This window comes from Streptomyces sp. RKAG337 (genome assembly GCF_023701715.1).
Classification (GTDB): Bacteria; Actinomycetota; Actinomycetes; order Streptomycetales; family Streptomycetaceae; genus Actinacidiphila.
This window is the reverse complement of the sequence record NZ_JAJOZA010000001.1, coordinates 3,692,021-3,714,852: the sequence shown is the minus strand read 5'-3', so window position 1 is coordinate 3,714,852 and position 22,832 is coordinate 3,692,021. Positions and strand designations below refer to the sequence as shown.

Here is a 22,832-nt window from a genome sequence, read left to right as displayed (position 1 = left end):
CCGTTCTTACGTCGCTCATACATACCAATCGGGGGACACCCATGACCACTCCACCGCCACCGCAGTACCAGCAGGGTGGAAACCCCTACGGCCAGCCGCAGCCGCCGCAGGGCGGCAACCCGTACGGCCAGCCGCAACCGCCGCAGGGCGCTGACCCCTTCGGGCAGCAGGGGCCGCAGCCGTATCCCCAGCAGGGAGCCCAGCCCGGCGCGTGCACCTTCTGCGGTGGCTACCCCGCCGTCCACGCCACGGTCCGCGGTCACCAGGGCTTCCTGGTCATCATGCGGTTCCTCAAGCTGAAGGCCAACTACTGCCGCTCCTGCGGCATAGCCACGCACCGCGACATGACCACCAAGACCCTGTGGCAGGGCTGGTGGGGCATCGCCTCGTTCATCATCACGCCGGTCACCCTGCTCATCAACCTGGGTGCGCGGGGGAAGTTCAACAAGCTCCCCGCGCCCACCGGTGGCTGGGGACCGCCCCGCGAGACCGGAAAGCCGATCTTCGGGCGCGTGGGTGCCTACGGCATCCTGGTCCCGCTCATCGTGATCGCCGCGATCGTGGGGGTGAACGCGCTCGACAAGAGCGCCAGCACGGCCGTCGTCGGCGACTGCATGCACCGCGGTAGCTCCAGCGACACCAACCCGGACCTGAAGGTCGTCTCCTGCACGGACGCCACGGCGCAGTACAAGGTCCTGGCCGTGATCAGTGGCGAGTACGGCGACTCCGAGGCCGAGACGAAGTGCACGGCGGCGGCCCCGGACTTCCGGTACGCCTACACCGAGTCCGGTAGCGGCAGCGACTTCCTGCTCTGCCTGAAGGACAAGTAGTCCGCTTAGGCCCGCCGGTCCCACCGACGCACGCAGGGGCGATGTTCCACGTGGAACATCGCCCCTCGCGCTGTCCGGGCCGCGCCATGTTCCACGTGGAACATCGCGTCCGCCGGAATGCTCAGCCCTGCGTCGCCCACCACTCCTTGAGTGCGGCGATCGCGTCCTCCTCGGCCATCGGGCCGTTCTCCAGCCGCAGCTCCAGCAGGAACTGGTAGGCCTTGCCGATCACCGGGCCGGGTGGGACATCCAGGATCCGCATGATCTGGTTGCCGTCCAGGTCCGGACGGATCGAATCGAGCTCCTCCCGCTCCTGGAGTTCGCCGATCCGCTCCTCCAGCCCGTCATAGGTACGGGAGAGCGCCGCCGCCTTGCGCTTGTTCCGCGTCGTGCAGTCGGACCGGGTGAGCTTGTGCAGCCGGCCCAGCAGCGGGCCCGCGTCGCGCACGTAACGCCGGACGGCGGAGTCCGTCCACTCCCCGGTGCCGTACCCGTGGAACCGCAGATGCAGCTCGACGAGCCGGGCGACGTCCTTGATCATGTCGTTGGGGTACTTGAGCTTGGCCATCCTGGCCTTGGTCATCTTCGCGCCCACCACCTCGTGGTGGTGGAAGGAGACCCGGCCGTCGGACTCGAAGCGCCGGGTCCGCGGCTTGCCGATGTCGTGCAGCAGCGCGGCCAGCCGCAGCACCAGGTCGGGTCCGTCCGTCTCCAGGTCGATGGCCTGCTCCAGGACGGTCAGCGAGTGCTCGTAGACGTCCTTGTGCCGGTGGTGTTCGTCACGCTCCAGGCGCAGCGCCGAGAGCTCCGGCAGGACCCGCTCCGCCAGCCCGGTGTCGACCAGCAGCCGCAGACCTTTGCGCGGGTTGTCCGAGAGGATGAGCTTGTTCAGCTCGTCGCGGACCCGCTCCGCCGAGACGATCTCGATACGGTCCGCCATCGCCGTCATCGCGGCGACGACCTCGGGAGCGACCTCGAAGTCCAGCTGGGCCGCGAAGCGCGCGGCGCGCATCATCCGCAGCGGGTCGTCGGAGAAGGAGTCCTCCGGCGTACCGGGAGTGCGCAGCAGCCGGCCGGCCAGGTCGTCGAGGCCGCCGTACGGGTCGACGAAGACGCTTCCCGGCAGCGCGACGGCCATCGCGTTGACCGTGAAGTCCCGGCGGACCAGATCCTCCTCGATGGTGTCGCCGTAGGAGACCTCGGGCTTGCGGGAGGTCCGGTCGTAGGCCTCCGACCGGTAGGTGGTGACTTCGACCTGGAAGCCGTCCTTCATGCACCCGACGGTGCCGAAGGCGATACCGACCTCCCACACGGCCTCCGCCCAGGGCCGGATGATCTTCAGCACCTGTTCCGGGCGGGCATCGGTCGTGAAGTCCAGGTCGTTGCCGAGCCTGCCGAGCAGGGTGTCACGGACCGAGCCGCCGACGAGGGCGAGCTTGAAGCCGGCTTCCTGGAAGCGGCGGCCGAGGTCTTCGGCGACCGGCGCGACCGTGTGAGGGGCCTGCTGGATCTGGGGGTCATTGTTGGCATTCGGCACAACGTAAAAGGGTACGTGGCCGCGAGCCTCCTGGCCTCCGCGTTATGTCCCCGGTCCACATGGAGCAGTCCGCAGCACTTTGCCTCTCGCCCGATCGTTAACATGCCAGGACGCACATCCGATTGACGACAGGACGGGCAAACGAGTGGGCGAGGCGGCACAGTCACCCGGTACACCCACGGCTCGTCCGCGGCGGCTACGCCGCGTGGCCGCGCTGATCGCCGGGGCGTCGCTCTTCGCGGGCCTGCTGCAGGTGCACGCCGCACCCGCCGCCTACGCCACCACGGCCGGTACCGGATCACGGACCGCCCAGGTGTCCCTGGAATCCATGGACCCGGTCACCCCGGCCAAGGACGGCACGATCACCGTCGACGGCACCGTCACCAACACCGGACGGGCCACGATCACCCATGCCGAGGCCGGCCTGCGGGTCTCCTCCAGCAGCCCGCTGACCAGCCGCAGCGCGATCAGCTCCGCCGCCGCACGCACCGGGAGCACCGGTGACGACGGCAGCCTGCTCACCGAGCACACGGCCAAGCTGGCGGACATCCCGTCCGGCACGAGCAGCCCCTTCTCCCTGAAGGTGCCCGTGAGCGCCCTGGAGCTGGGCGCTGACGGCGTCTACCAGCTCGGGGTCACCCTCAACGGCCAGACCGCCGACGAGGCCTACAACCACGTCCTGGGGATCCAGCGGACGTTTCTCCCCTGGTACGCGAAGGCTGAGGCCAAGCCGACCCAGTTCACGTTCCTGTGGCCGCTGGCCGACCGGCCGCACCTGGCCGTGCGCAGCGACACCGACGACCAGCAGAGTCCGATCTTCCTCGACGACGACCTCGCGGCGGATCTCGCCCCCGGCGGCCGGCTGCAGCAGATGGTGGAGCTGGGCAGGACCCTGCCGATCACCTGGGTCGTCGATCCCGACCTGCTCGCCACCGTCGACTTCATGACCCGCAGCTACCGGGTGCTGGGTCCTGACGGTGACATCGCGCACACGACGCCGGGCACGGGCACCGAGAACGCCAAGCAGTGGCTCAACGACCTGAAGTCCGCGACCGCCGGCCATGAAGTGGTGTCGCTGCCCTTCGGCGACACCGACATCGCGTCGATCGCCCATCACGGCAAGGACGTCCCCGCGACCCTCGGCCATCTCAAGACGGCCACTGATCTGGGGTCAGGACCGTCGACACGATCCTCGGCCTCGAACCGACCGCCAATGTGGCCTGGCCGGCCGAGGGCGCCGTCGATCCGTCGATCGTGGACGTCGCCACCGCCGGCGGGGCCGACAACGTCATCGCGCGCAGCGACAGCTTCGGCGAGACCGGCTCGCTCGACTACACCCCGACGTCCGCCCGGCCGATCAGCGGCGGCACCACGGCGGTGGTCACCGACGCCGTCCTCTCCAAGGCGTTCGCGGGCGACATGACGCGCGCCTCGACGGCGGCCCTCGCGGTCCAGGAGTTCCTCTCCCAGACCCTGATGATCACCCTGCAGGCGCCGACCAAGCAGCGCAGCATCGTCGTCGCCCCGCAGCGCATGCCCACCGCGTCCCAGGCCCAGGAGATGGCCCGGGGCATCTCCGCGGTCGGCCACAGCCCCTGGGCGCAGACCATCAGCTTCGACGCGGCCACCAAGGCGCCCGCCGACCCGGCCGCCAACCACAAGGTGCCCGGCACCTCCGCGTACCCCGACTACCTGCGCAAGCAGGAGATCAGCACCAGCGCGTTCCAGGACATCCAGCGGACGCAGGGCCAGCTCAACGGCTTCACGGTGATCCTCAGCCGCAAGGACCGGGTCACCGTCCCCTTCACCGCCGCCGTGCTGCGCTCGATGTCCAACGCCTGGCGCGGCGACCCTGTCGGCGCCGCGCTCTTCCGTAACTCGATCGGCTCCTACCTCACCGACCTCATGGGCTCGGTGCACATACTGGACAAGACCAACCTCACCCTGTCCGGGCGCAGTGCCACGATCCCGGTCACCGTGAAGAACGAGCTCGGGCAGGCCGTCACCGGACTGGAACTGCGGCTCACCTCCAGCGCGCAGATCCGGCTGGACGTCGGCGACCCCCAGCCGGTCACCGTCGAGGGCGGCCACACCCGCTCGCTGAAGTTCCCCACCAAGGCGGGCGCGAACGGCCTGGCACAGGTGACCGCCCAGCTCTACACCAAGGACGGCGTCAAGTACGGCGATCCGATCTCGTTCAACGTCAAGGTCACGTCGATCACCGACACCGTGATGCTGGTGATCGCCGGCGGCCTGCTGCTCCTCGCGCTGGCCGGGGTGAAGATGTACAACCAGCGCAAGCGCAAGGCGGCCGCCGGAGCCGGTGGTACCGATGCCGACGGAGACGACGACGGCGACGCGGCCGGTGACGGCGACGACGGCACGGACGGTGCCGATGGTGCGGACGGTGCGGGCGGTGCGGACGGCGTGGAGGAGAGCGACGGTGCGGACCGCGCCGAAGCCGGGCAGCCGGGTGACCCGGCTCCGGACACCGCCGCGGAAAACACGGACCCGTCCCCGCCGGGTGAGAAGGTGGACCGATAGCCAGGCCGGGTCTCGACAGCGGACAATCAATAAGGTGGGGCAGATGAACGCGCCGTACGACGGTGACCGCGACCGGGAGACTCCGGCCGGAGATCCGCGCGCACAGGTACCGCCGCCACCCCCGGGCCACCACCCGGTCCCGCCGGACCCCTACCTGCAGAACACCTACGCCTACGATCCCTACCAGCAGCAGGATCCGACCGCGCAGGACCCCGTCGGCGAGGCCCTCTACGACCGCGCCGCGCACCCTCCGCCGCCGCCCCCGCCGTACGGTCAGCCGTGGCCCCCGCAGCAACAGCCGTACCAGATGCCGTACGGCGACGACGCCACCACGCAGTACGTCGGGGTGGACGACCTGGTGACCCACGCGGCCGAGGAGCCGCCCCCTTACGACGCGTTCGCGCACCTGTACCGCGACCAGCAGCCCGCCGCGGCGCCCACCGGGCCCACCGTGGTGGTGCCCGAGCCGGAGCAGCAGGCGGCCCCGGTCCCCGCGCCCCGCTCGGCCGGCCGCGGCGCCAGCATCCTGAAGTCCAGCGCCCTGATGGCGGCCGGCACCCTGGTCTCCCGCCTCACCGGCTTCGTCCGCACCCTGGTCATCGCCGCGGCGATCGGGGTCGCCACCCTCGGCGACTCCTACGCGGTGGCGATGGTCCTGCCCACGATGATCTACATCCTCACCGTCGGCGGCGGCCTCAACTCCGTCTTCGTCCCGCTGCTGGTCCGCGCGATGAAGGACGACGAGGACGGCGGCACCGCCTTCGCGAACCGGCTGCTGACCCTCGTCATGGTCATCCTCGGCGGCATCGTCACGCTCACCGTGATCGCGGCCCCGCTGCTGGTCCGCATGATGTCCACGAAGATCGCGGACAACCCGGCCACCTTCGACGTCGCGGTGACCTTCGCCCGCTACTGCCTGCCCACGATCTTCTTCATGGGTGTGCACGTCGTGATGGGCCAGATCCTCAACGCCCGCGGCAAGTTCGGCGCGATGATGTGGACCCCGGTCCTCAACAACATCGTCGTCATCTTCACCTTCGGCATGTTCATCTGGGTCTACGGCTCCTACGGCACGACCAACATGGACGCCACCACGATCTCCCCCGAGGGCATCCAGCTGCTCGGCATCGGCACCCTGCTCGGCCTGGCCGTGCAGTCCATCGCGATGCTGCCCTATCTGCGCGAGGCGGGCTTCAAGTTCCGGCTGCGCTTCGACTGGCGCGGCCACGGACTCGGCCACGCCGCGAAGCTGGCCAAGTGGACGTTCTTCTTCGTCCTCGCCAACCAGGCCGGCCTCATCGTCGTCACCCAGCTCGCCACCTGGGCCGGATCCGAGGCCGACAAGCTCGGTTTCCAGGGCACCGGCATCACCGCGTACAACAACGCGCTGCTGATCTGGCAGATGCCGCAGGCGATCATCACGGTCTCCGTCATGGCCGCCGTGCTGCCCCGGATCTCCCGCGCCGCCCACGACGGGGACTCACCCGCGGTCCGCGACGACATCTCCTACGGCCTGCGCACCTCGGCCGTGGCCATCGTCCCGGCCGCCTTCGCCTTCCTCGCCCTGGGCGTCCCGATGTGCAGCCTGCTGTACGCCGGTACCGGAACGGACTCCGCGCGCAACATCGGATTCATCCTGATGGCCTTCGGGATCGGACTGATCCCGTTCTCCGTGCAGTACGTCGTGCTGCGCGGCTTCTACGCCTTCGAGGACACCCGCACCCCCTTCTACAACACGGTGATCGTCGCCGCGGTGAACGCCGCCGCTTCCGCGGCCTGCTTCGTCGTGCTCCCCTCCCGCTGGGCCGTGGTCGGCATGGCCTTCTCCTACGGGCTGGCCTACGCGGTCGGCGTCGGAGTCGCCGTCAGGCGGCTGCGCACCCGGCTGGGCGGCGACCTCGACGGCAAGCGCATCACCCGGACGTACGCGCGCCTCACCGGCGCCTGCGTCCCCGCCGCCCTGGCCGCCGGGGTCGCGGTCTACGGCATCACCCGGACGCTGGGCAGCGGGGCGTCCGGCTCGCTGGTCTCCCTGATCGTCGGCGGCGCACTGCTGATCGGCATCTTCTACATCGCCGCCAAGCGCATGAGGATCGAGGAAATGACCGCGATGGTCGGAATGGTGCGCGGCAGACTCGGCCGCTGATCGAAAGAACACGGCGGGCAACCATCGGCTCCCGCCGTGTGTCGTGCAGAGAGCCGGACTGTGGGCACAATTGGCCTTGGCTCTGAAGTGGGATCGCGCAACGGATGGGGAGGCAGGAACGACGGTGGCGGATCGGAGTACGGCTGCCGTCGGAGTGGCCAATGAGAGCGGCGAGCCGCCGCCCACCGTCCAGCAGGACGGGGCCACACCCGACGAGACGACGGATCAGGACAACCCCCAGGACGCGCGGGACGCACCGCAGGACGAGGCAGCAGCAGAGCAGCACAAGGGCGACAGCAAGCCGCCGGAACTCCACAGCGGCCACAAGCTCGCCCGCCGCTACCAGTTGGAGGAGTGCGTCACCCGCCTCGACGGCTTCAGCAGCTGGCGGGCGGTCGACGAGAAGCTACGGCGTGCCGTCGGCATCCATCTCCTGCCCGCCGACCACGCCAGGGCGCGTCAGGTGCTCGCCGCCGCCCGTTCGGCCGCGCTCCTGGGTGATCCCCGTTTCGTCCAGGTCCTCGACGCGGTCGAGGAGAACGACCTCGTCTACGTCATCCACGAATGGCTCCCCGACGCCGCCGCGCTCAGTGACAGCCTGGCCGCCGGACCGCTGGAGCCGCACGACGCCTACCAGATGGTCAGCCAGGTCTCCCAGGCCATGGCCGCCGCCCATCGCGAGGGACTGGCGCATCTGCGGCTCAGCCCCGGCTCCATCCTGCGCACCGGCTCCGGGCAGTACCGCATCCGCGGCCTCGCCGTCACCGCCGCACTGCGCGGTCTGAAGTCCGAGCGGCCGCAGCGCGAGGACACCGAGGCGATCGGCGCGCTGCTGTACGCCTCGCTCACCCGGCGCTGGCCGTACGAGGAAGACGCGTACGGCCTCACCGGCCTCCCCAAGGCCGTCGGGCTCGTCGCTCCCGACCAGGTGCGCGCGGGGGTCCACCGCGGGCTGTCCGAGATCGCGATGCGGGCGCTCGTCAACGAGGGCGCCACCGCCTCCCGCGAGGAATCGCCCTGCACCACTCCGGAGGAGCTGGCCCGAGCGGTCGCCGGACTGCCCCGGATCAAGCCTCCCGAGCCGGACATCTCGCCGTACCAGCGCACCACGTACCAGCAGGGTCCCTACCGCCAGCCGCCCGCCACGCCCCGGCCGGCCCCCGCGCCCCCCGCTCCGCCGCCGGCCCTTCCCGGCCGCACCGGCAAGGTGCTCAAGTGGGCCGTCTCCGCGCTGCTGATCGCCGCGCTGGGCCTGGGCAGCTGGCAGCTCGCGGACACCCTCATGGGCCGCGAGGAACAGAACAAGGACGACACCGGCACCTCCCAGCGGGCCGGCCAGGACCCCAGCAGTGCCGCTCCCGGCACACCGCTGGCGATCTCCTCGGCCAGTGAGTTCTCGCCCCTGGACGCCCCGATAGCGGCCGACAAGGTCGCCTTCGCCGTCGACGGCAAGGCCGACACCTCCTGGATCACCAGCAACTACAAGGGCCAGTCGAACTTCGGCAACCTGCCCAACCGCATCCAGGGCAGTGGCATCATCGTCGACCTGGGCAGCCGACGTAAGGTCACCGGCATCGACCTCACGATGTGGGTGCCCGGCCAGACCGTGGAGGTGCTGGCCGCGGCACCGGACGCTTCCCGGCCCACCGCCCTGGCGGCCTTCCCGCAGCGGTTCGCCCCGGCGGCCAAGGCCGGGAGCACCGTTCAGGTGACCGCCGGCCAGCCGGTGGAAACGCGCTACGTCCTGATCCACATCACCGACCTGCCACCCGAGTCCGGTGGTGGCTTCCGTGGCGGCATCACGGAAATAAAGGTCCTCGGCAACAGCTGAGCGGCGGACGGGGAGGCGCTTGTGGACGACGGCAGCAAGCCGGGGGAGGAGGCCAGCGACGCTGATCTCCTCGCCCGGCACGTCGCGGGAGACCCCGACGCCTTCGGGGAGATCGTCCGGCGCCACCGCGACCGCCTCTGGGCGGTCGCCCTGCGCACCCTGGGGGACCGCGAGGAAGCCGCCGACGCCGTCCAGGACGCTCTGGTGTCCGCCTTCCGTGCCGCCCACACCTTCCGGGGCCAGTCCGCGGTCACCACCTGGCTGCACCGGATAACCGTGAACGCGTGCCTGGACCGGGCGCGCAAGACCGCCTCCCGCCGCACCTCCCCCGTCGTCGACGAGGACCGCTTCGAGACGCTCCTCGAACCGCATGAGTCCGCCGCCGCCCCCGCCGAGCGCGGCGAGCTCCACCGCGAACTGATCACCGCCCTGGCCACCCTGCCTCCCGATCAGCGCGCCGCCCTGGTCCTGGTGGACATGCAGGGCTATCCCGTCGCCGAGGCCGCCGCCGTACTCGATGTGCCGACCGGCACGGTGAAGAGCAGATGCGCGCGCGGCCGGGCACGGCTCCTTCCACTCCTCACTCATCTGCGCGCCGACCAGGGGAGTAACGCGGACCCAGGCCGGGGAAGGAACCGGACGGAGGGGACATCCGTCCCAGAGACGGCAACGGAAAAGGGCGGAGGTGGCCACCAGTGACTTCGACGACGGGGATGGACGCACACCCCGAGGTCTCGGAGATCTCGGACCTGGCCGAAGGCATCCTTCCGCCGGGCCGCTCCGCGGACGTACGCGGCCATCTCGACGGCTGCGCGCTCTGCTCCGACGTGCGCACCTCGCTGGACGAGATCCGCAACCTGCTGGGCACGCTCCCCGGCCCCCCGCGCATGCCCGCCGACATCGCCGGCCGCATCGACGCCGCACTCGCCGCCGAAGCACTGCTCGACGCGACGGCACCCCCGGCTGTTCCACGTGGAACAGCCGACGCATCGGTTCCACGTGGAACAGCGGCGGCGGCCGATCGGCCCACCGGCCACGCTCCGGCCTCCACCGGACCCGGACGCGGCCACGCCCGCCCCCGGCGCCGCTGGGCCAGGACACTGCTCGTCACGGCCTCCACGGTCGCCGTCCTGGGCTTCGGCGGCGTCCTGCTGCACTCCATCGACGTGGGTACGACCAGCAGCGACACCGCCAAGAAGGACTCGAGCGCCCAGGGCGCCGCGCGGACGCCCGCCGAGACACCGACCGAGGCCATGGCCGCGAGTGCCCTGCAGGCACGCGTCCATGAACTCCTGGGGACGTACTCGACCGCCAAGGCCGGCGGCGATCCGCAGAGCCCGGCGCTCGGCTCGGACACCCCCGCCAACACGCCGCTGCGCACCCACTCCGTCCCCCTGCCGCCGTGTGTGCAGGACGGCGTCCACCGCTCCGAGCAGCCGCTCGCCTCCGCGCACGAACCCTTCGAGGGCACCGACGCGTATCTGGTGGTCCTTCCCCATCCCGGCGACCCGGCCCATGTCGATCTGTATGTCGTGGACGCCGGCTGCTCCACCAAGCCGGGCCGGGTACTTCGCCAGGACACGTACGCGCGCTGACGGCGTACCGCCGCGGGAATGCTGGACCCTTAGGATCCGTTAGGCAGGACGAGAGTCCCGCCAGGGCCCCGCAGTAGTCGGTAGAGACGAGGAAGACACCCGTGAGCGACGTCCGTAACGTGATCATCATCGGATCCGGGCCTGCGGGCTACACCGCCGCGCTGTACACAGCGCGCGCCGCCCTGAAGCCGCTGGTCTTCGAGGGATCGGTCACCGCAGGCGGTGCGCTGATGAACACCACCGAGGTGGAGAACTTCCCCGGTTTCCGCGAGGGCATCCTCGGCCCGGACCTCATGGACAACATGCGCGCCCAGGCCGAGCGCTTCGGCGCCGAGCTCATCCCGGACGACGTGGTCGCGGTGGACCTCAGCGGTGACATCAAGACCGTCACCGACACCGAGGGCACCGTCCACCGCGCGAAGGCCGTCATCGTCACCACCGGCTCCCAGCACCGCAAGCTGAACCTCCCCAACGAGGACCAGCTCTCCGGACGCGGGGTCTCCTGGTGCGCCACCTGTGACGGCTTCTTCTTCAAGGACCAGGACATCGCCGTCATCGGCGGCGGCGACACGGCGATCGAGGAAGCGACCTTCCTCTCCCGCTTCGCCAAGTCCGTGGTGATCGTCCACCGCCGCGACAGCCTGCGTGCCTCGAAGGCCATGCAGGAGCGCGCCTTCGCCGACCCGAAGATCTCGTTCGTGTGGGACAGCGAAGTCGCCGAGATCCACGGCGAGAACAAGCTGTCCGGCCTGACGCTGCGCAGCACCAAGACCGGTGAGACCTCGGAGCTGCCCGTCACCGGGCTGTTCATCGCCATCGGCCACGACCCGCGCACCGAGCTGTTCAAGGGTGTGCTGGAACTGGACGGCGAGGGATACCTCACCGTCGACGCGCCCAGCACCCGTACGAACATCTCCGGTGTCTTCGCCGCCGGTGACGTCGTGGACCACACCTACCGTCAGGCGATCACGGCGGCCGGCACCGGCTGCTCGGCCGCGCTGGACGCCGAACGCTTCCTCGCCGCCCTCGCGGACGCCGAGAAGACCGCCTGACCCTCAAAACCCTCTCCCCCACACGTATCAAGCCTGAGGAGACTGCCGTGGCCGGCAAGACCAAGATTGTGACCGACGCGACCTTCGCCGAGGAGGTCCTCGCCAGCGACAAGCCCGTGCTGGTCGACTTCTGGGCCGAGTGGTGCGGCCCGTGCCGGCAGATCGCCCCCTCCCTGGAGGCCATCGCCGAGGAGCACGCCGACGACATCACCATCGTCAAGCTCAACATCGACGAGAACCCGGTCACGGCTGCCAAGTACGGCGTGATGTCGATCCCGACGCTCAACGTCTACAAGGGCGGCGAGGTCGTGAAGACCATCGTCGGCGCCAAGCCGAAGGCCGCCATCAAGCGCGACCTGGCGGACTTCATCGGCGACGCCGTCTGAGTCGACGCCGTCCGGCGTTCCACCGTTCGACCGTTCCACGTGAAACAGGCCCGCTCCTCGAAGGAGCGGGCCTGTTCGCGTTCCGGGGTGTCCACAGAGCTCACAGCGGCCGCAGGACCGGCTCCTTCTGGACGGCTCCCAGCAGCCGGTCGATCGCCATCTCGACGTCTTCCTTCCAGGAGATCGTCGATCGCAGCTCCAGCCGCAGCCGGGGATACCGCGGATGGGCGCGCACCGTCTTGAAGCCCACCGCCAGCAAGTGGTCGGCCGGCAGGACGCATCCCGGCTCGGCCCACTTCGCGTCGCCGAACGCCTCGACGGCTTTGACTCCACGGCGCACCAGGTCCTTGGCGACGGTCTGCACCAGGACCCGCCCGATGCCCTGCCCCTGATACCCGGGCATGATCCTGGCGGTCATCAGCTGTACCGCGTCTGGCGAGACCGGACTGGTGGGGAAGGCCATGGAGCGCGGAACATACGCCGGCGGCGCGTAGAGAACGAAGCCGGCCGGGACGTCATCGACATACACCACCCGGCCGCACGAGCCCCACTCCAGCAGGACCGCGGAGACCCACGCCTCCTTCTCCAGCTCCGGCTTGCCCGCCTGGACGGCGGCCTCACCGCTTACCGGATCGAGTTCCCAGAAGACGCACGATCTGCAGCGCTTGGGGAGATCCGAGAGGTTGTCCAACGTGAGCGGAACGAGCCGACGCCCCATACGGCCAGGCCCTCATTTCTGTCGCGAACCAAACTGCCCACGAATCCCCCCACCGCCCCCAAGCCCAGTCCCGCTGCCACGAGAGCGGCCATGTGCCGCTCGTGCTCCAGTCCGACCTTCGACGCACGCATGGGCTTCCCTCCCCAGAGAGGCTCCCTACCCCTACGCATCGTAGTCTCGCCCCCTGTCCCAGGACACTGAGGACAAGCAAAGAGCGGGTGGTGTTCCGGCCGGAACACCACCCGCTCCCCTGAACGGCGGACTCATTCGACGTCGTCGTCGGACTCCTCGTCGAGCCTGCTCTCCAGGACCTTGCCTTCACCGGGGGCCATCGTCCCCAGGATCCGCTCCAGATCCTCTATCGAGGCGAACTCCACCACGATCTTTCCGCGCTTCTGCCCCAGGTCGACCTTCACCCTGGTGTCAAAACGGTCCGACAGCCGCGTGGCGAGATTGGTCAGCGCCGGGGAGACCCGCCGTCCGGCCCGCGGGCCCACGGCCTTCTTCGCGCTCTGCGGCTCGGCGTTCATCAGGGTGACGATCTCTTCGACCGCCCGCACCGACAGCCCCTCGGCCACGATGCGGTGCGCCAGCAGATCCTGATCCTCCCCGTCCTCCAGGGAGAGCAGAGCGCGCGCATGTCCGAAGGAGATCACTCCGGCCGCGACCCGTCGCTGCACGGGCGCCGAGAGCTTCAGCAGGCGCAGCGTGTTGGAGACCTGCGAGCGCGAACGCCCGATCCGGTCGGCCAACTGCTCATGCGTGCAGGCGAAGTCGCGCAGCAGCTGGTCGTAGGCCGCCGCCTCTTCCAGCGGGTTCAGCTGGGCACGGTGCAGGTTCTCCAGGAGCGCGTCCAGGAGAAGCTTCTCGTCCTCGGTCGCCCGGACGATGGCCGGGATGTTCTCCAGACCCGCCTCCCGGCAGGCCCGCCACCGGCGCTCGCCCATGATGAGCTCATAGCGCTCCGGGCCGGCCTGTCGCACGACGACCGGCTGGAGCAGGCCCACTTCCTTGATGGACGTGATGAGCTCGTTCAGCGCATCTTCGTCGAACACCTCACGGGGCTGCCGCGAGTTCGGCGTGATCGAGTCGATCGGCAGCTCGGCGAAGTACGCGCTCGGCGCCGCGGGCGCTTCGGCCGCCGGCGGATCCGGCTCTGTTTCACGTGAAACCGGGATGTCCACCGTCGGCGGAGCATCGTGGGCTCTGGAGTTCAGACCGGCGACCTTGGTGGCCGCCAGCATGCTCCGGTCCGCGGTCAGCAGCGGTACCGCGGACGGCGATGTACCCGCCGATGACGGTGCCGCCGGGATCAGCGCGCCTAGACCACGGCCGAGCCCTCTGCGTCGATCACTCACTGGATCCCCTCCGACATGCTGTGCTGATCATGCTCATTGGTGCCCTCGGCGCCGCGCAACGCCATCTCACGCGCCGCTTCGAGGTAGGACAGTGCCCCGCTGGAACCCGGGTCGTAGGTCAGCACGGTCTGGCCGTAGCTGGGTGCCTCCGAGATCCGGACCGAGCGCGGGATGCTCGTGCGCAGCACTTCCTTGCCGAAGTGGGTACGCACCTCATCCGCGACCTGAGCGGCGAGCCGGGTCCGGCCGTCGTACATGGTCAACAGGATGGTTGATACATGCAGCTTGGGGTTGAGATGAGCGCGGACCAGATCCACGTTCTTCAGCAGCTGCCCCAGGCCTTCCAGCGCGTAATACTCGCACTGGATCGGGATGACCACCTCGGCACCGGCCACCAGAGCGTTCACGGTGAGCAGGCCGAGCGACGGCGGGCAGTCGATGAGGACATAGTCCAGCGGCTGCTCATAGGCCTCGATGGCCCGCTGCAGCCGGCTCTCCCGTGCCACCAGGGACACCAGCTCGATCTCAGCACCGGCGAGGTCGATCGTGGCCGGTGCACAGAACAGCCCCTCGACATCGAGGACCGGCTGTACGACCTCGGAGAGCGGTCGGCTCTCCACCAGGACGTCATAGATCGACGGCACATCGGCATGGTGGTCGATACCCAGCGCCGTGGAGGCGTTGCCCTGGGGATCGAGGTCGATCACCAGCACCCGCGCCCCGTGCAGGGCGAGCGAGGCGGCAAGGTTGACCGTGGTCGTGGTCTTCCCGACCCCGCCCTTCTGATTGGCCACCACCATCACTCGGGTCTGAGCCGGCCGAGGGAGCCCCTCGCCGGCCCGACCGAGCGCTTCGACCGCCAACTGGGCGGCGCGACCGATGGGGGTGTCGTCCATCGGGGGCAATGTTTCACGTGAAACATCACCCCCGAATGATTCCGAACGGGGACCGGGGACCGGATCGGTCATCGGCCCCGCGATGTTGGCGTCGGACCGCAAGGATTCACTCTCCTCGACTACAGGCTCGCAATGCACAGAGCCTGCCATGCTTTCGGGGTCGTGAACCAGCGAGGCCCGACTGCCTGTGGATGAATCCACCTCATGGGCCGACTTTGAGGGCTTCTTGGCGCGCGCCTCAGCCGCGGCACGACCGCGGCTGAGGACTCCTGGGAGCAGGGAGCGACGTTTCACGTGGAACACGATGCACAGCGATGTGCCCGTTATCTCGGAGACACTCCGGATTATGTCGTTTTGGCCGTTTGTATGGAGTAGAACGCGCCTCAGTACCGACGCCGGCCCGGGTTCTTCGCCGCCCGGCTGGCCCGCGCCGCCTTGGCCCTGCGCGTCGCCGCCCGCACCCCGCCGGGGCTCTCCCCGACCACGACCCGCACCACCGTCGACAGCGGATCCACCACGCCCTCGCCGACCTGCATCACCGAGGAATCCACGGCACCGAGCCGGCCGAGCGCGGCCCGCGCCGCCTTCAGCTCCTCCTCGGCCGTGTCCCCCTTCAGAACGGCCATCTCGCCGTGCGGACGCAGCAGCGGAAGCCCCCAGCCGGCCAGCCGCTCCAGCGGCGCCACCGCGCGGGCCGTCACCACATCCACCGCCGGGAGCTTGCCCACCATCTCCTCGGCACGCCCCCGCACCACCGTCACATTGGACAGCGACAGCAGCTTGACCACCTCGTCGAGGAACGTGGTCCGCCGCAGCAGCGGCTCCAGCAGGGTGATGTGCAGATCCGGACGGGCCAGCGCCAGCGGAATCCCCGGCAGCCCCGCTCCGGAGCCCACATCGCACACCGTCATGTCCTGCGGAATCACCTCGGACAGCACCGCGCAGTTCAGCAGATGCCGCTCCCACAGCCGGGGCACCTCACGAGGACCGATCAGACCCCGGCGCACCCCCGCGTCGGCCAGCAGCTCCGCATAGCGGACCGCATCGGCGAAACGCTCGCCGAACACTGCCTGCGCCTGCTCGGGCGGTGCGGGAAGTTCCGCCGCCGCCTCCGCTGCCTCCTCCGTCACGAGGACTGTCCTTTCCATCGATCCCGTTGCCGCACACCGCGACTTCCAGGCTTACAAGGATCGGCCCCGTCCGCGAGCAGACGGGGCCGACTGAGCCGTACTGGGCCGTGCTCGGGCCCGATCAGACCGGAAGCACGACCACCCGGCGCTCGGGCTCCTCGCCCTCGGACTCGCTGCGCAGCCCCGCCGCGGCGACCGCGTCATGCACGACCTTGCGCTCGAAGGGCGTCATCGGGTCGAGCTTGACCGGCTGCCCGGTGCCCTTCGCCTCATCCGCCGCCTTGGCGCCCAGCAGCGCCAGCTCGGTCCGCTTACGGGCCCGGAAGCCACCGATGTCCAGCATCAGCCGACTGCGGTCGCCGGTCTCCCGGTGCACCGCGAGACGCGTCAGCTCCTGCAGTGCCTCCAGCACCTCGCCGTCCCGCCCAACCAGCTTGTTCAGGTCACGGCTGGAGGATTCGCCGACGATCGAGACAGCAGCTCGCTCGCCCTCGACATCCATGTCGATGTCCCCGTCGAGGTCCGCGATGTCGAGCAGACCCTCCAGGTAGTCGGCTGCGATCTCGCCTTCCTGCTCAAGGCGGGACAGGCGATCGGCGGAGCCGCCGTCGGTCACAGTGGTGCTGTTGCCTTCCGTCACGGATGGGCTCCTCATCAGGTTCTGCACTACTTCTTGGACGGGTGCTTGGGGCGCTGCTGACCCTTGCGCTGTCCGCCCTTGGACGTTCTGGGGGAGCCGGACGCGCTGGAGCCACCGGACGGCTTGGCGTCCTCGGGCTCCTTCTTCGTCAGGCTCGGCTTGTCGGCCGTCGTGTCCGAAGCGGCCGAGGCCGACGATCCGGACGCGGAACCCTGAGCGGCGCCGGCGGCCGTCGTACGGCGTGCCTTGGTCTGCCGCTTCGGCTGCTGGCGGTTGGCACGGGCCACCTCGACGGCCTCCTTGGCCGCGATCTCCTCGGGCGGCTCCACCAGCTTGCCCTTGGCCCGCAGCCGGTCCTGGCGCTGCTTGAAGGCCAGGCTGCCCGGCGTCGGGTTCCGGCGGATGACGAACATCTGCTGGCCCATGGTCCACAGGTTGGTGGTCAGCCAGTAGACGAGGACACCGACGGGGAAGTTGACACCCATCACGGCGAACATGACCGGGAAGACGTACATCAGCATCTTCTGCTGCTGCATGAACGGCGTCTTCACCGTCATGTCGACGTTCTTCGTCATCAGCTGGCGCTGCGTGTAGAACTGCGACGCCGACATCATGATGATCATGATCGCGGTGACGACGCGGACGTCCGTGATGGAGGCGCCGAGGGCCGCGACCTTGTCGGCACTCTCGGTGAACTTGGCCGCCAGCGGAGCGCCGAAGATGTGCGCCTGCTTGGCGCTGTCCAGCAGGGGCTGGTTGATCGCACCGATCGTGTGACCGTTGGCGATGCTGCTCAGCACGCGGTACAGGGCGAAGAAGAACGGCGACTGGGCGATGATCGGCAGGCACGAGGAGAGCGGGTTGGTACCCGTCTCCTTGTACAGCTTCATCATCTCTTCGGACTGTCGCTGCTTGTCGCTCTTGTAGCGCTCCTGGATCGCCTTCATCTTCGGCTGGAGCGCCTGCATGTTGCGGGTCGACTTGATCTGCTTGACGAACAGCGGGATCAGACAGATCCGGATCAGGACCACGAGCGACACGATGGACAGGCCCCAGGCCCAGCCACTGTCGGCGCCGAAGATCTTCCCGTACACCGAGTGGAACTGGACGATGATCCAGGAGACCGGCGTGGTGATAAAACTGAACAGATTCGAGATCGTGTCCACTAATCAGGCTCCTTGAGCATGGGGCGAGGTCTCTGCGGCCGGGCTGGTCTCAGCGACGGCGGAGGGACCGCCCTTGCTGTTGCGCAACATGTTGCGCAGCCGATCGTGCCACGGGGGGCGTTTACGTGGCGGAACATGATCGACACCGCCGGGCGACCACGGATTGCACCGCAGGATGCGCCAGGCGGTCAGTGCCGACCCCTTTACCGCTCCATGCACGTCGATGGCCGTGTACCCGTAGTGCGAGCACGAGGGGTAGTACCTGCAGACCGGGCCCAGCAAAGGGCTGATGGTCCACTGGTACACCTTGATCAGCGCCAGCAGTGGGTACTTCATCGCGCAACCCCTCCCAGCAGCCGCTGCAGGGCGGCGTCCAGGTCGCGGGCCAGCTGTGCATGGTCAGCACCACCCGCTCCGGGCAGCGCTCGTACGACTACCAGGCTACCGGGGGCAGCAGGGCCAGTCGCTCGCGTACCAGGTGCCGCAGCCGGCGCTTCACAAGGTTGCGCTGCACGGCTCCGCCGACTGCTTTGCTCACGACGAAACCCGCACGTGCCGGGGGAGTGATCCCCCCCGATACGTGCGGGTCCATGGTCTCTGCCTGCAGATGGACAACCAGAAGCGGGCGACCCGCTCGGCGTCCACGGCGTACCGCTGCCGCGAAGTCCTGGCGCCGCCTCAGCCGGTTTTCGGTGGGCAGCACGGCATGTGACCTGTTGCGATCAGGCGGACAGGCGGGCGCGGCCCTTGACGCGGCGCGTCGCCAGGATGGCGCGGCCTGCACGCGTGCGCATCCGCAGACGGAAGCCGTGGGTCTTGGCGCGGCGGCGGTTGTTCGGCTGGAAGGTGCGCTTGCTCACTCGGGGGCTCCAGGGAAAATCGGATGAGGCGGGACGTCGCCTGGCTGTCACCGTGCGCCCACGAAAAACTCGCGGACCATTTAGGTGCACCGCTTGACGATCTTCCAGGGGGTCCCGGTTGATCCTCGCCCATCGGTAGGCAGGCGGCAGCAGCCATCGACAACTCGACCTCGATACGGTACGTGCGGTTGACCCATCCGGTCAAACCGGGGTCACCTGGGGCTCCGTTTGTGCACAGCCTGTGGACAACGACTTGAACCACTGGGCCTGCGCTGACTACCGTGGCCGAACTCGGGCATCTACCGCACACCCGACCCGACATTCTTCCCGCCCGTCCCAAGAACCACACCTTCGTGGGATTCCTCGGCACCACCAGCGACTGAGAGAGCGTGCACTGTGGCTGACGTATCCGCCGATCTAGCCGCAGTGTGGCCCCGCGTACTCCAGAAGATCCTGGTGGAGAGCGAGGACCTCAAGCCGAAGGACGCGGAGTGGCTCAAGCGCACCCAGCCGCTCGCCCTCGTCGCGGGCACCGCGGTGCTGTCCGCCCCCAACGAGTTCGCCAAGAGCGTCCTCGAGGGGCGCCTGCTGCCACTGATCACCGAAGTCCTCAGCCGTGAGTTCGGACACCCGGTCGGCATCGCCATCGCCGTCGCGTCCGGCGGCGACCAGGACGGTCCGGCGCCGGCCCCGCAGGAGCCGGTCCAGGAGCCCGCTCCGTACGGCCAGCACCGGCGGGAGTACGACGAGTCCTACGACCGCCCGCAGTCCGACCGCCCGTCGCACGACGACGGCCCCCGGATGCGCCGCGCCTACCCCGACCATCCGTCCGGGCGCCCGGGCACCGACGAGTGGCCGCCGCGGCCCGCCGCCGACGACCCCTGGCAGCAGCCGCGGCTCGGCGGCTTCCAGGAGCGCGACAGCTACCAGAGCGACCGGGACCGCTACCCGGCGGACCGCGACCGTGAGTCCTATCCGCCGGCCCCGCAGTCCGGCTACCGGTCGCAGCCGCCGGAGCGCGACCGGCACGACCCGGGGCGTCACGACTCCGGACCCCGGGACGGACACCGCGACCAGGGCCGTCACGACCAGGCGCCCCCCGGCCGCGGCAGCCAGGGCAGTCCGCCGAACGAGCCGACCGCCCGGCTGAACCCGAAGTACCTCTTCGACACCTTCGTCATCGGCTCGTCGAACCGGTTCGCGCACGCGGCGGCCGTGGCGGTCGCCGAGGCGCCGGCCAAGGCCTACAACCCGCTCTTCATCTACGGGGAGTCCGGGCTCGGCAAGACCCACCTGCTGCACGCCATCGGGCACTACGCGCGGAGCCTCTACCCCGGCACCCGGGTGCGGTACGTGAGCTCGGAGGAGTTCACCAACGAGTTCATCAACTCCATCCGCGACGGCAAGGGCGACACCTTCCGCAAGCGGTACCGCGAGATGGACATCCTGCTGGTCGACGACATCCAGTTCCTCGCGAGCAAGGAGTCGACGCAGGAGGAGTTCTTCCACACCTTCAACACCCTGCACAACGCGAACAAGCAGATCGTGCTCTCCTCCGACCGGCCGCCCAAACAGCTGGTCACGCTCGAGGACCGGCTGCGCAACCGCTTCGAGTGGGGCCTGATCACGGACGTCCAGCCGCCCGAGCTGGAGACCCGGATCGCGATCCTGCGCAAGAAAGCGGTGCAGGAACAGCTCAACGCCCCGCCCGAGGTGCTGGAGTTCATCGCCTCGCGCATCTCGCGGAACATCCGCGAGCTGGAGGGCGCGCTGATCCGCGTCACCGCGTTCGCGAGCCTGAACCGGCAGCCGGTGGACCTGCAGCTGACCGAGATCGTCCTCAAGGACCTGATCCCGGGCGGCGAGGACTCGGTGCCGGACATCACCGGGCCCGCGATCATGGCGGAGACCGCGGCGTACTTCGGGCTGGCCGTGGACGACCTGTGCGGATCGTCGCGCAGCCGGGTGCTGGTCACCGCCCGTCAGATCGCCATGTACCTGTGCCGTGAGCTGACGGACCTGTCGCTGCCGAAGATCGGCGCGCTGTTCGGCGGCCGCGACCACACGACGGTGATGCACGCGGACCGCAAGATCCGCGCGCTGATGGCCGAACGGCGGTCCATCTACAACCAGGTGACCGAGCTGACGAACCGGATCAAGAGCTGATCCTGAGCGCCTCCTGAGCGCCTCCAGGACCCGTCCAGGGCTCGGACAACGGCCTCGATCACGGCATCGATCACGCCTGAAGCACGGTGGAAACGCTCAGCGCCCCGGGAGTCGAACTCCCGGGGCGCTTCTTTTTGTTCGAATCAGGGCTCGTGACCGGAGCTTCTCCACAGGTTGGGCCGGAAACGGCCGTCCACACCCTGGGGACTGGGAAGTTGTCCCAACTGCCTCCACAGGCAGGCCCGCTGCATACTCATCAGGCGAGGTCAGTGGGGTGTGGATTTGTGGGAAACCTTCGTCCACAGCCTGTGGACAGAGATTGTGGTTACCGGTCAGTCCGGAGGTTGTCCACCGGCCGCCCACAGCCTGAAGGGGGTTGTACACAGCTTCTCCACACGTTTGTCCACTGTTCGGCAACAAAACGGCGTCTGTCCCCGGGGAGAGTGAACCGCGTCACACCAAGGGGGTGGATTGGGCTGGGGAGAACCCGGGTATTTCTGGGGACAGTGCTGGGGAGAAGTGGGGGTCCCCTGTGTATGCGGTGTGCACAACTTCTGGCTGTCCACAGAAGCGGGTGGTTATGCACCGCCTCCGCCCACAGGCGCGGTGGATAAAAAACGTGCCCTGACCTGCGCAGGAACCACTTATCCACGGTATCCACAACACCTATTACTACGACTACGTATAGATAACTGGGAACCTGCTTGGAAGCATGGGCTGTGAACAACTCGGGCCGGAACCGCCCGACACCGCCCTGCCCGGCTTGACCTCAACCCGCACCGACTGTCGGCGCCGGCTGTCAGACTGTTCACCGACAGCCAGCAACAAGCAGGAGGCGGTTCCGGTGAAGATCCGGGTGGAGCGCGACGTACTCGCCGAGGCAGTGGCTTGGGCAGCCCGCAGCCTTCCGGCCCGTCCCCCGGTACCGGTCCTCGCCGGACTGCTGCTGAAGGCGGAGGAGGGCAGGCTCAGCCTCTCCGGCTTCGACTACGAGGTCTCGGCCCGGGTCGCGGTCGACGCGGAGGTCGAGGAGGACGGCACGGTCCTCGTTTCCGGCCGGCTGCTCGCCGACATCACGCGGGCACTTCCCAACAGGCCTGTGGAGATCTCCACCGAGGGCTCCCGCGTCACCGTGGTCTGCGGCAGCTCGCGATTCACACTCCACACCCTGCCTGTGGAGGAGTACCCGGCACTGCCCGCGATGCCGGTCGCCTCCGGCACGGTGCCCGGTGAGGTCTTCGCCGCCGCGGCCGCCCAGGTGGCCATCGCCGCCGGCCGTGACGACACCCTGCCGGTGCTGACCGGTGTGCGGATCGAGATCGAGGGCGACACGGTCACCCTCGCCGCCACCGACCGCTACCGCTTCGCGGTCCGCGAGTTCATGTGGAAGCCCGAGCAGGCGGACATCTCCGCGGTCGCCCTGGTGCCCGCCAAGACCCTGCTGGACACCGCCAAGTCCCTGACCAGCGGAGACACCGTCTCCATCGCGCTGGCGGGCTCCGGTGCCGGTGAGGGCCTGATCGGCTTCGAGGGCGCCGGGCGCCGCACCACCACCCGGTTGCTCGAAGGCGACCTGCCCAAGTACCGCACGCTCTTCCCGACCGAGTTCGCCTCGGTCGCCGTCATCGAGACCGCGCCCTTCGTCGAGGCGGTCAAGCGTGTCGCGCTGGTCGCCGAGCGGAACACCCCGGTGCGGCTCAGCTTCGAGCAGGGCGTCCTCACCCTGGAGGCCGGCTCCAGCGACGATGCACAGGCTGTGGAGCGGGTCGACTCCAAGCTCGACGGCGACGACATCTCGATCGCCTTCAACCCGACGTTCCTGCTGGACGGGCTCAGCGCGATCGACTCGCCGGTCGCCCAGCTCTCCTTCACCACCTCCACCAAGCCCGCGCTGCTCAGCGGCCGCCCGGCGGTGGACGCGGAGGCGGACGACGCGTACAAGTACCTGATCATGCCGGTGCGCCTCTCCGGCTGACC

General features: G+C 69.1%; 18 protein-coding genes and 2 pseudogenes. 10 read left to right on the top strand and 10 right to left on the bottom strand.

Features of this window, described 5'->3' with window-relative positions:
* Window positions 1-41: 41 nt before the first annotated feature.
* Window positions 42-830, top strand: a complete 789-nt coding sequence (locus tag LNW73_RS16475; RefSeq protein WP_250990425.1) for a proline-rich domain-containing protein — start codon at window positions 42-44, stop codon at window positions 828-830.
* Between the two features lie 121 nt (window positions 831-951).
* Here LNW73_RS16475 and LNW73_RS16470 read toward each other — a convergent pair whose 3' ends face one another.
* Complete coding sequence (locus tag LNW73_RS16470; protein WP_250976761.1) at window positions 952-2,367, bottom strand: CCA tRNA nucleotidyltransferase; 1,416 nt, start codon at window positions 2,365-2,367, stop codon at window positions 952-954.
* A gap of 145 nt (window positions 2,368-2,512) precedes the next feature.
* Between LNW73_RS16470 and LNW73_RS16465 the strand changes: the two are divergent.
* From LNW73_RS16465 to trxA, 7 genes and pseudogenes are all read left to right on the top strand, one after another.
* Window positions 2,513-4,911, top strand: a pseudogene (locus LNW73_RS16465) (DUF6049 family protein).
* A gap of 43 nt (window positions 4,912-4,954) precedes the next feature.
* The gene (gene murJ, locus LNW73_RS16460) at window positions 4,955-7,057 is read left to right on the top strand and encodes a murein biosynthesis integral membrane protein MurJ (protein WP_250990424.1); all 2,103 of its coding nucleotides are present in this window, start codon (window positions 4,955-4,957) and stop codon (window positions 7,055-7,057) included.
* 124 nt (window positions 7,058-7,181) lie between these two features.
* Window positions 7,182-8,888, top strand: coding sequence for a protein kinase family protein (locus tag LNW73_RS16455; protein ID WP_250990423.1), 1,707 nt, complete (start codon window positions 7,182-7,184; stop codon window positions 8,886-8,888).
* A gap of 21 nt (window positions 8,889-8,909) precedes the next feature.
* A complete protein-coding gene (sigM, locus tag LNW73_RS16450; RefSeq protein WP_164295677.1) occupies window positions 8,910-9,587 on the top strand; it encodes an RNA polymerase sigma factor SigM in 678 nt (225 codons plus the stop codon).
* On the top strand, window positions 9,584-10,483 hold the full coding sequence (locus tag LNW73_RS16445) for a hypothetical protein (protein WP_250990422.1): 900 nt from the start codon (window positions 9,584-9,586) through the stop codon (window positions 10,481-10,483). Before sigM ends, LNW73_RS16445 begins: the two co-directional genes overlap by 4 nt.
* Before the next feature lie 101 nt (window positions 10,484-10,584).
* Complete coding sequence (trxB, locus tag LNW73_RS16440) at window positions 10,585-11,535, top strand: thioredoxin-disulfide reductase (protein WP_250990421.1); 951 nt, start codon at window positions 10,585-10,587, stop codon at window positions 11,533-11,535.
* A 47-nt stretch (window positions 11,536-11,582) separates the two neighbouring features.
* Window positions 11,583-11,921 carry a thioredoxin gene (gene trxA / locus LNW73_RS16435; RefSeq protein WP_250976766.1) on the top strand — a complete coding sequence of 113 codons (339 nt, stop codon included), beginning with the start codon at window positions 11,583-11,585 and terminating at the stop codon, window positions 11,919-11,921.
* A gap of 100 nt (window positions 11,922-12,021) precedes the next feature.
* On the opposite strand, the gene LNW73_RS16430 is transcribed toward trxA, so the two are convergent.
* The 9 genes and pseudogenes from LNW73_RS16430 to rpmH form a co-directional block, all read right to left on the bottom strand.
* Window positions 12,022-12,639 (bottom strand): GNAT family N-acetyltransferase, encoded by a 618-nt coding sequence (locus LNW73_RS16430; protein ID WP_250990420.1) that lies wholly within the window; start codon window positions 12,637-12,639, stop codon window positions 12,022-12,024.
* Between the two features lie 263 nt (window positions 12,640-12,902).
* Window positions 12,903-13,997, bottom strand: a complete 1,095-nt coding sequence (locus tag LNW73_RS16425; protein ID WP_250976767.1) for a ParB/RepB/Spo0J family partition protein — start codon at window positions 13,995-13,997, stop codon at window positions 12,903-12,905.
* Window positions 13,994-15,043, bottom strand: coding sequence for a ParA family protein (locus LNW73_RS16420; RefSeq protein WP_138351170.1), 1,050 nt, complete (start codon window positions 15,041-15,043; stop codon window positions 13,994-13,996). The genes LNW73_RS16425 and LNW73_RS16420 overlap by 4 nt, the downstream gene beginning before the upstream one ends.
* 233 nt (window positions 15,044-15,276) lie before the next feature.
* A complete protein-coding gene (gene rsmG / locus LNW73_RS16415) occupies window positions 15,277-16,041 on the bottom strand; it encodes a 16S rRNA (guanine(527)-N(7))-methyltransferase RsmG (RefSeq protein ID WP_250990419.1) in 765 nt (254 codons plus the stop codon).
* Window positions 16,042-16,144: 103 nt separating this feature from the next.
* Window positions 16,145-16,678: a Jag family protein gene (locus LNW73_RS16410; RefSeq protein WP_285391165.1), complete on the bottom strand. Its 534-nt coding sequence runs from the start codon at window positions 16,676-16,678 to the stop codon at window positions 16,145-16,147.
* Between the two features lie 11 nt (window positions 16,679-16,689).
* Window positions 16,690-17,829, bottom strand: a complete 1,140-nt coding sequence (gene yidC / locus LNW73_RS16405) for a membrane protein insertase YidC (protein WP_250976770.1) — start codon at window positions 17,827-17,829, stop codon at window positions 16,690-16,692.
* A 3-nt stretch (window positions 17,830-17,832) separates the two neighbouring features.
* Complete coding sequence (gene yidD, locus LNW73_RS16400; protein ID WP_250976771.1) at window positions 17,833-18,165, bottom strand: membrane protein insertion efficiency factor YidD; 333 nt, start codon at window positions 18,163-18,165, stop codon at window positions 17,833-17,835.
* Window positions 18,162-18,532: pseudogene (gene rnpA, locus LNW73_RS16395) on the bottom strand (ribonuclease P protein component). The gene yidD and the pseudogene rnpA overlap by 4 nt, the downstream one beginning before the upstream one ends.
* A 19-nt stretch (window positions 18,533-18,551) precedes the next feature.
* On the bottom strand, window positions 18,552-18,689 hold the full coding sequence (rpmH, locus tag LNW73_RS16390; RefSeq protein ID WP_138351176.1) for a 50S ribosomal protein L34: 138 nt from the start codon (window positions 18,687-18,689) through the stop codon (window positions 18,552-18,554).
* A 396-nt stretch (window positions 18,690-19,085) separates the two neighbouring features.
* Between rpmH and dnaA the strand changes: the two genes are divergently transcribed.
* On the top strand, window positions 19,086-20,855 hold the full coding sequence (dnaA, locus tag LNW73_RS16385; RefSeq protein ID WP_308407676.1) for a chromosomal replication initiator protein DnaA: 1,770 nt from the start codon (window positions 19,086-19,088) through the stop codon (window positions 20,853-20,855).
* A gap of 844 nt (window positions 20,856-21,699) precedes the next feature.
* Complete coding sequence (dnaN, locus tag LNW73_RS16380; protein WP_138351178.1) at window positions 21,700-22,830, top strand: DNA polymerase III subunit beta; 1,131 nt, start codon at window positions 21,700-21,702, stop codon at window positions 22,828-22,830.
* Window positions 22,831-22,832: the final 2 nt, after the last annotated feature.

Coding starts and splice junctions, on each gene's coding strand:
- yidD (WP_250976771.1), bottom strand. CDS start 18,165: ATGAAGTACCCACTGCTGGCGCTGATCAAGGTGTACCAGTGGACCATC.
- LNW73_RS16430 (WP_250990420.1), bottom strand. CDS start 12,639: ATGGGGCGTCGGCTCGTTCCGCTCACGTTGGACAACCTCTCGGATCTC.
- LNW73_RS16420 (WP_138351170.1), bottom strand. CDS start 15,043: ATGGCAGGCTCTGTGCATTGCGAGCCTGTAGTCGAGGAGAGTGAATCC.
- rsmG (WP_250990419.1), bottom strand. CDS start 16,041: ATGGAAAGGACAGTCCTCGTGACGGAGGAGGCAGCGGAGGCGGCGGCG.
- LNW73_RS16410 (WP_285391165.1), bottom strand. CDS start 16,678: ATGAGGAGCCCATCCGTGACGGAAGGCAACAGCACCACTGTGACCGAC.
- LNW73_RS16475 (WP_250990425.1), top strand. CDS start 42: ATGACCACTCCACCGCCACCGCAGTACCAGCAGGGTGGAAACCCCTAC.
- murJ (WP_250990424.1), top strand. CDS start 4,955: ATGAACGCGCCGTACGACGGTGACCGCGACCGGGAGACTCCGGCCGGA.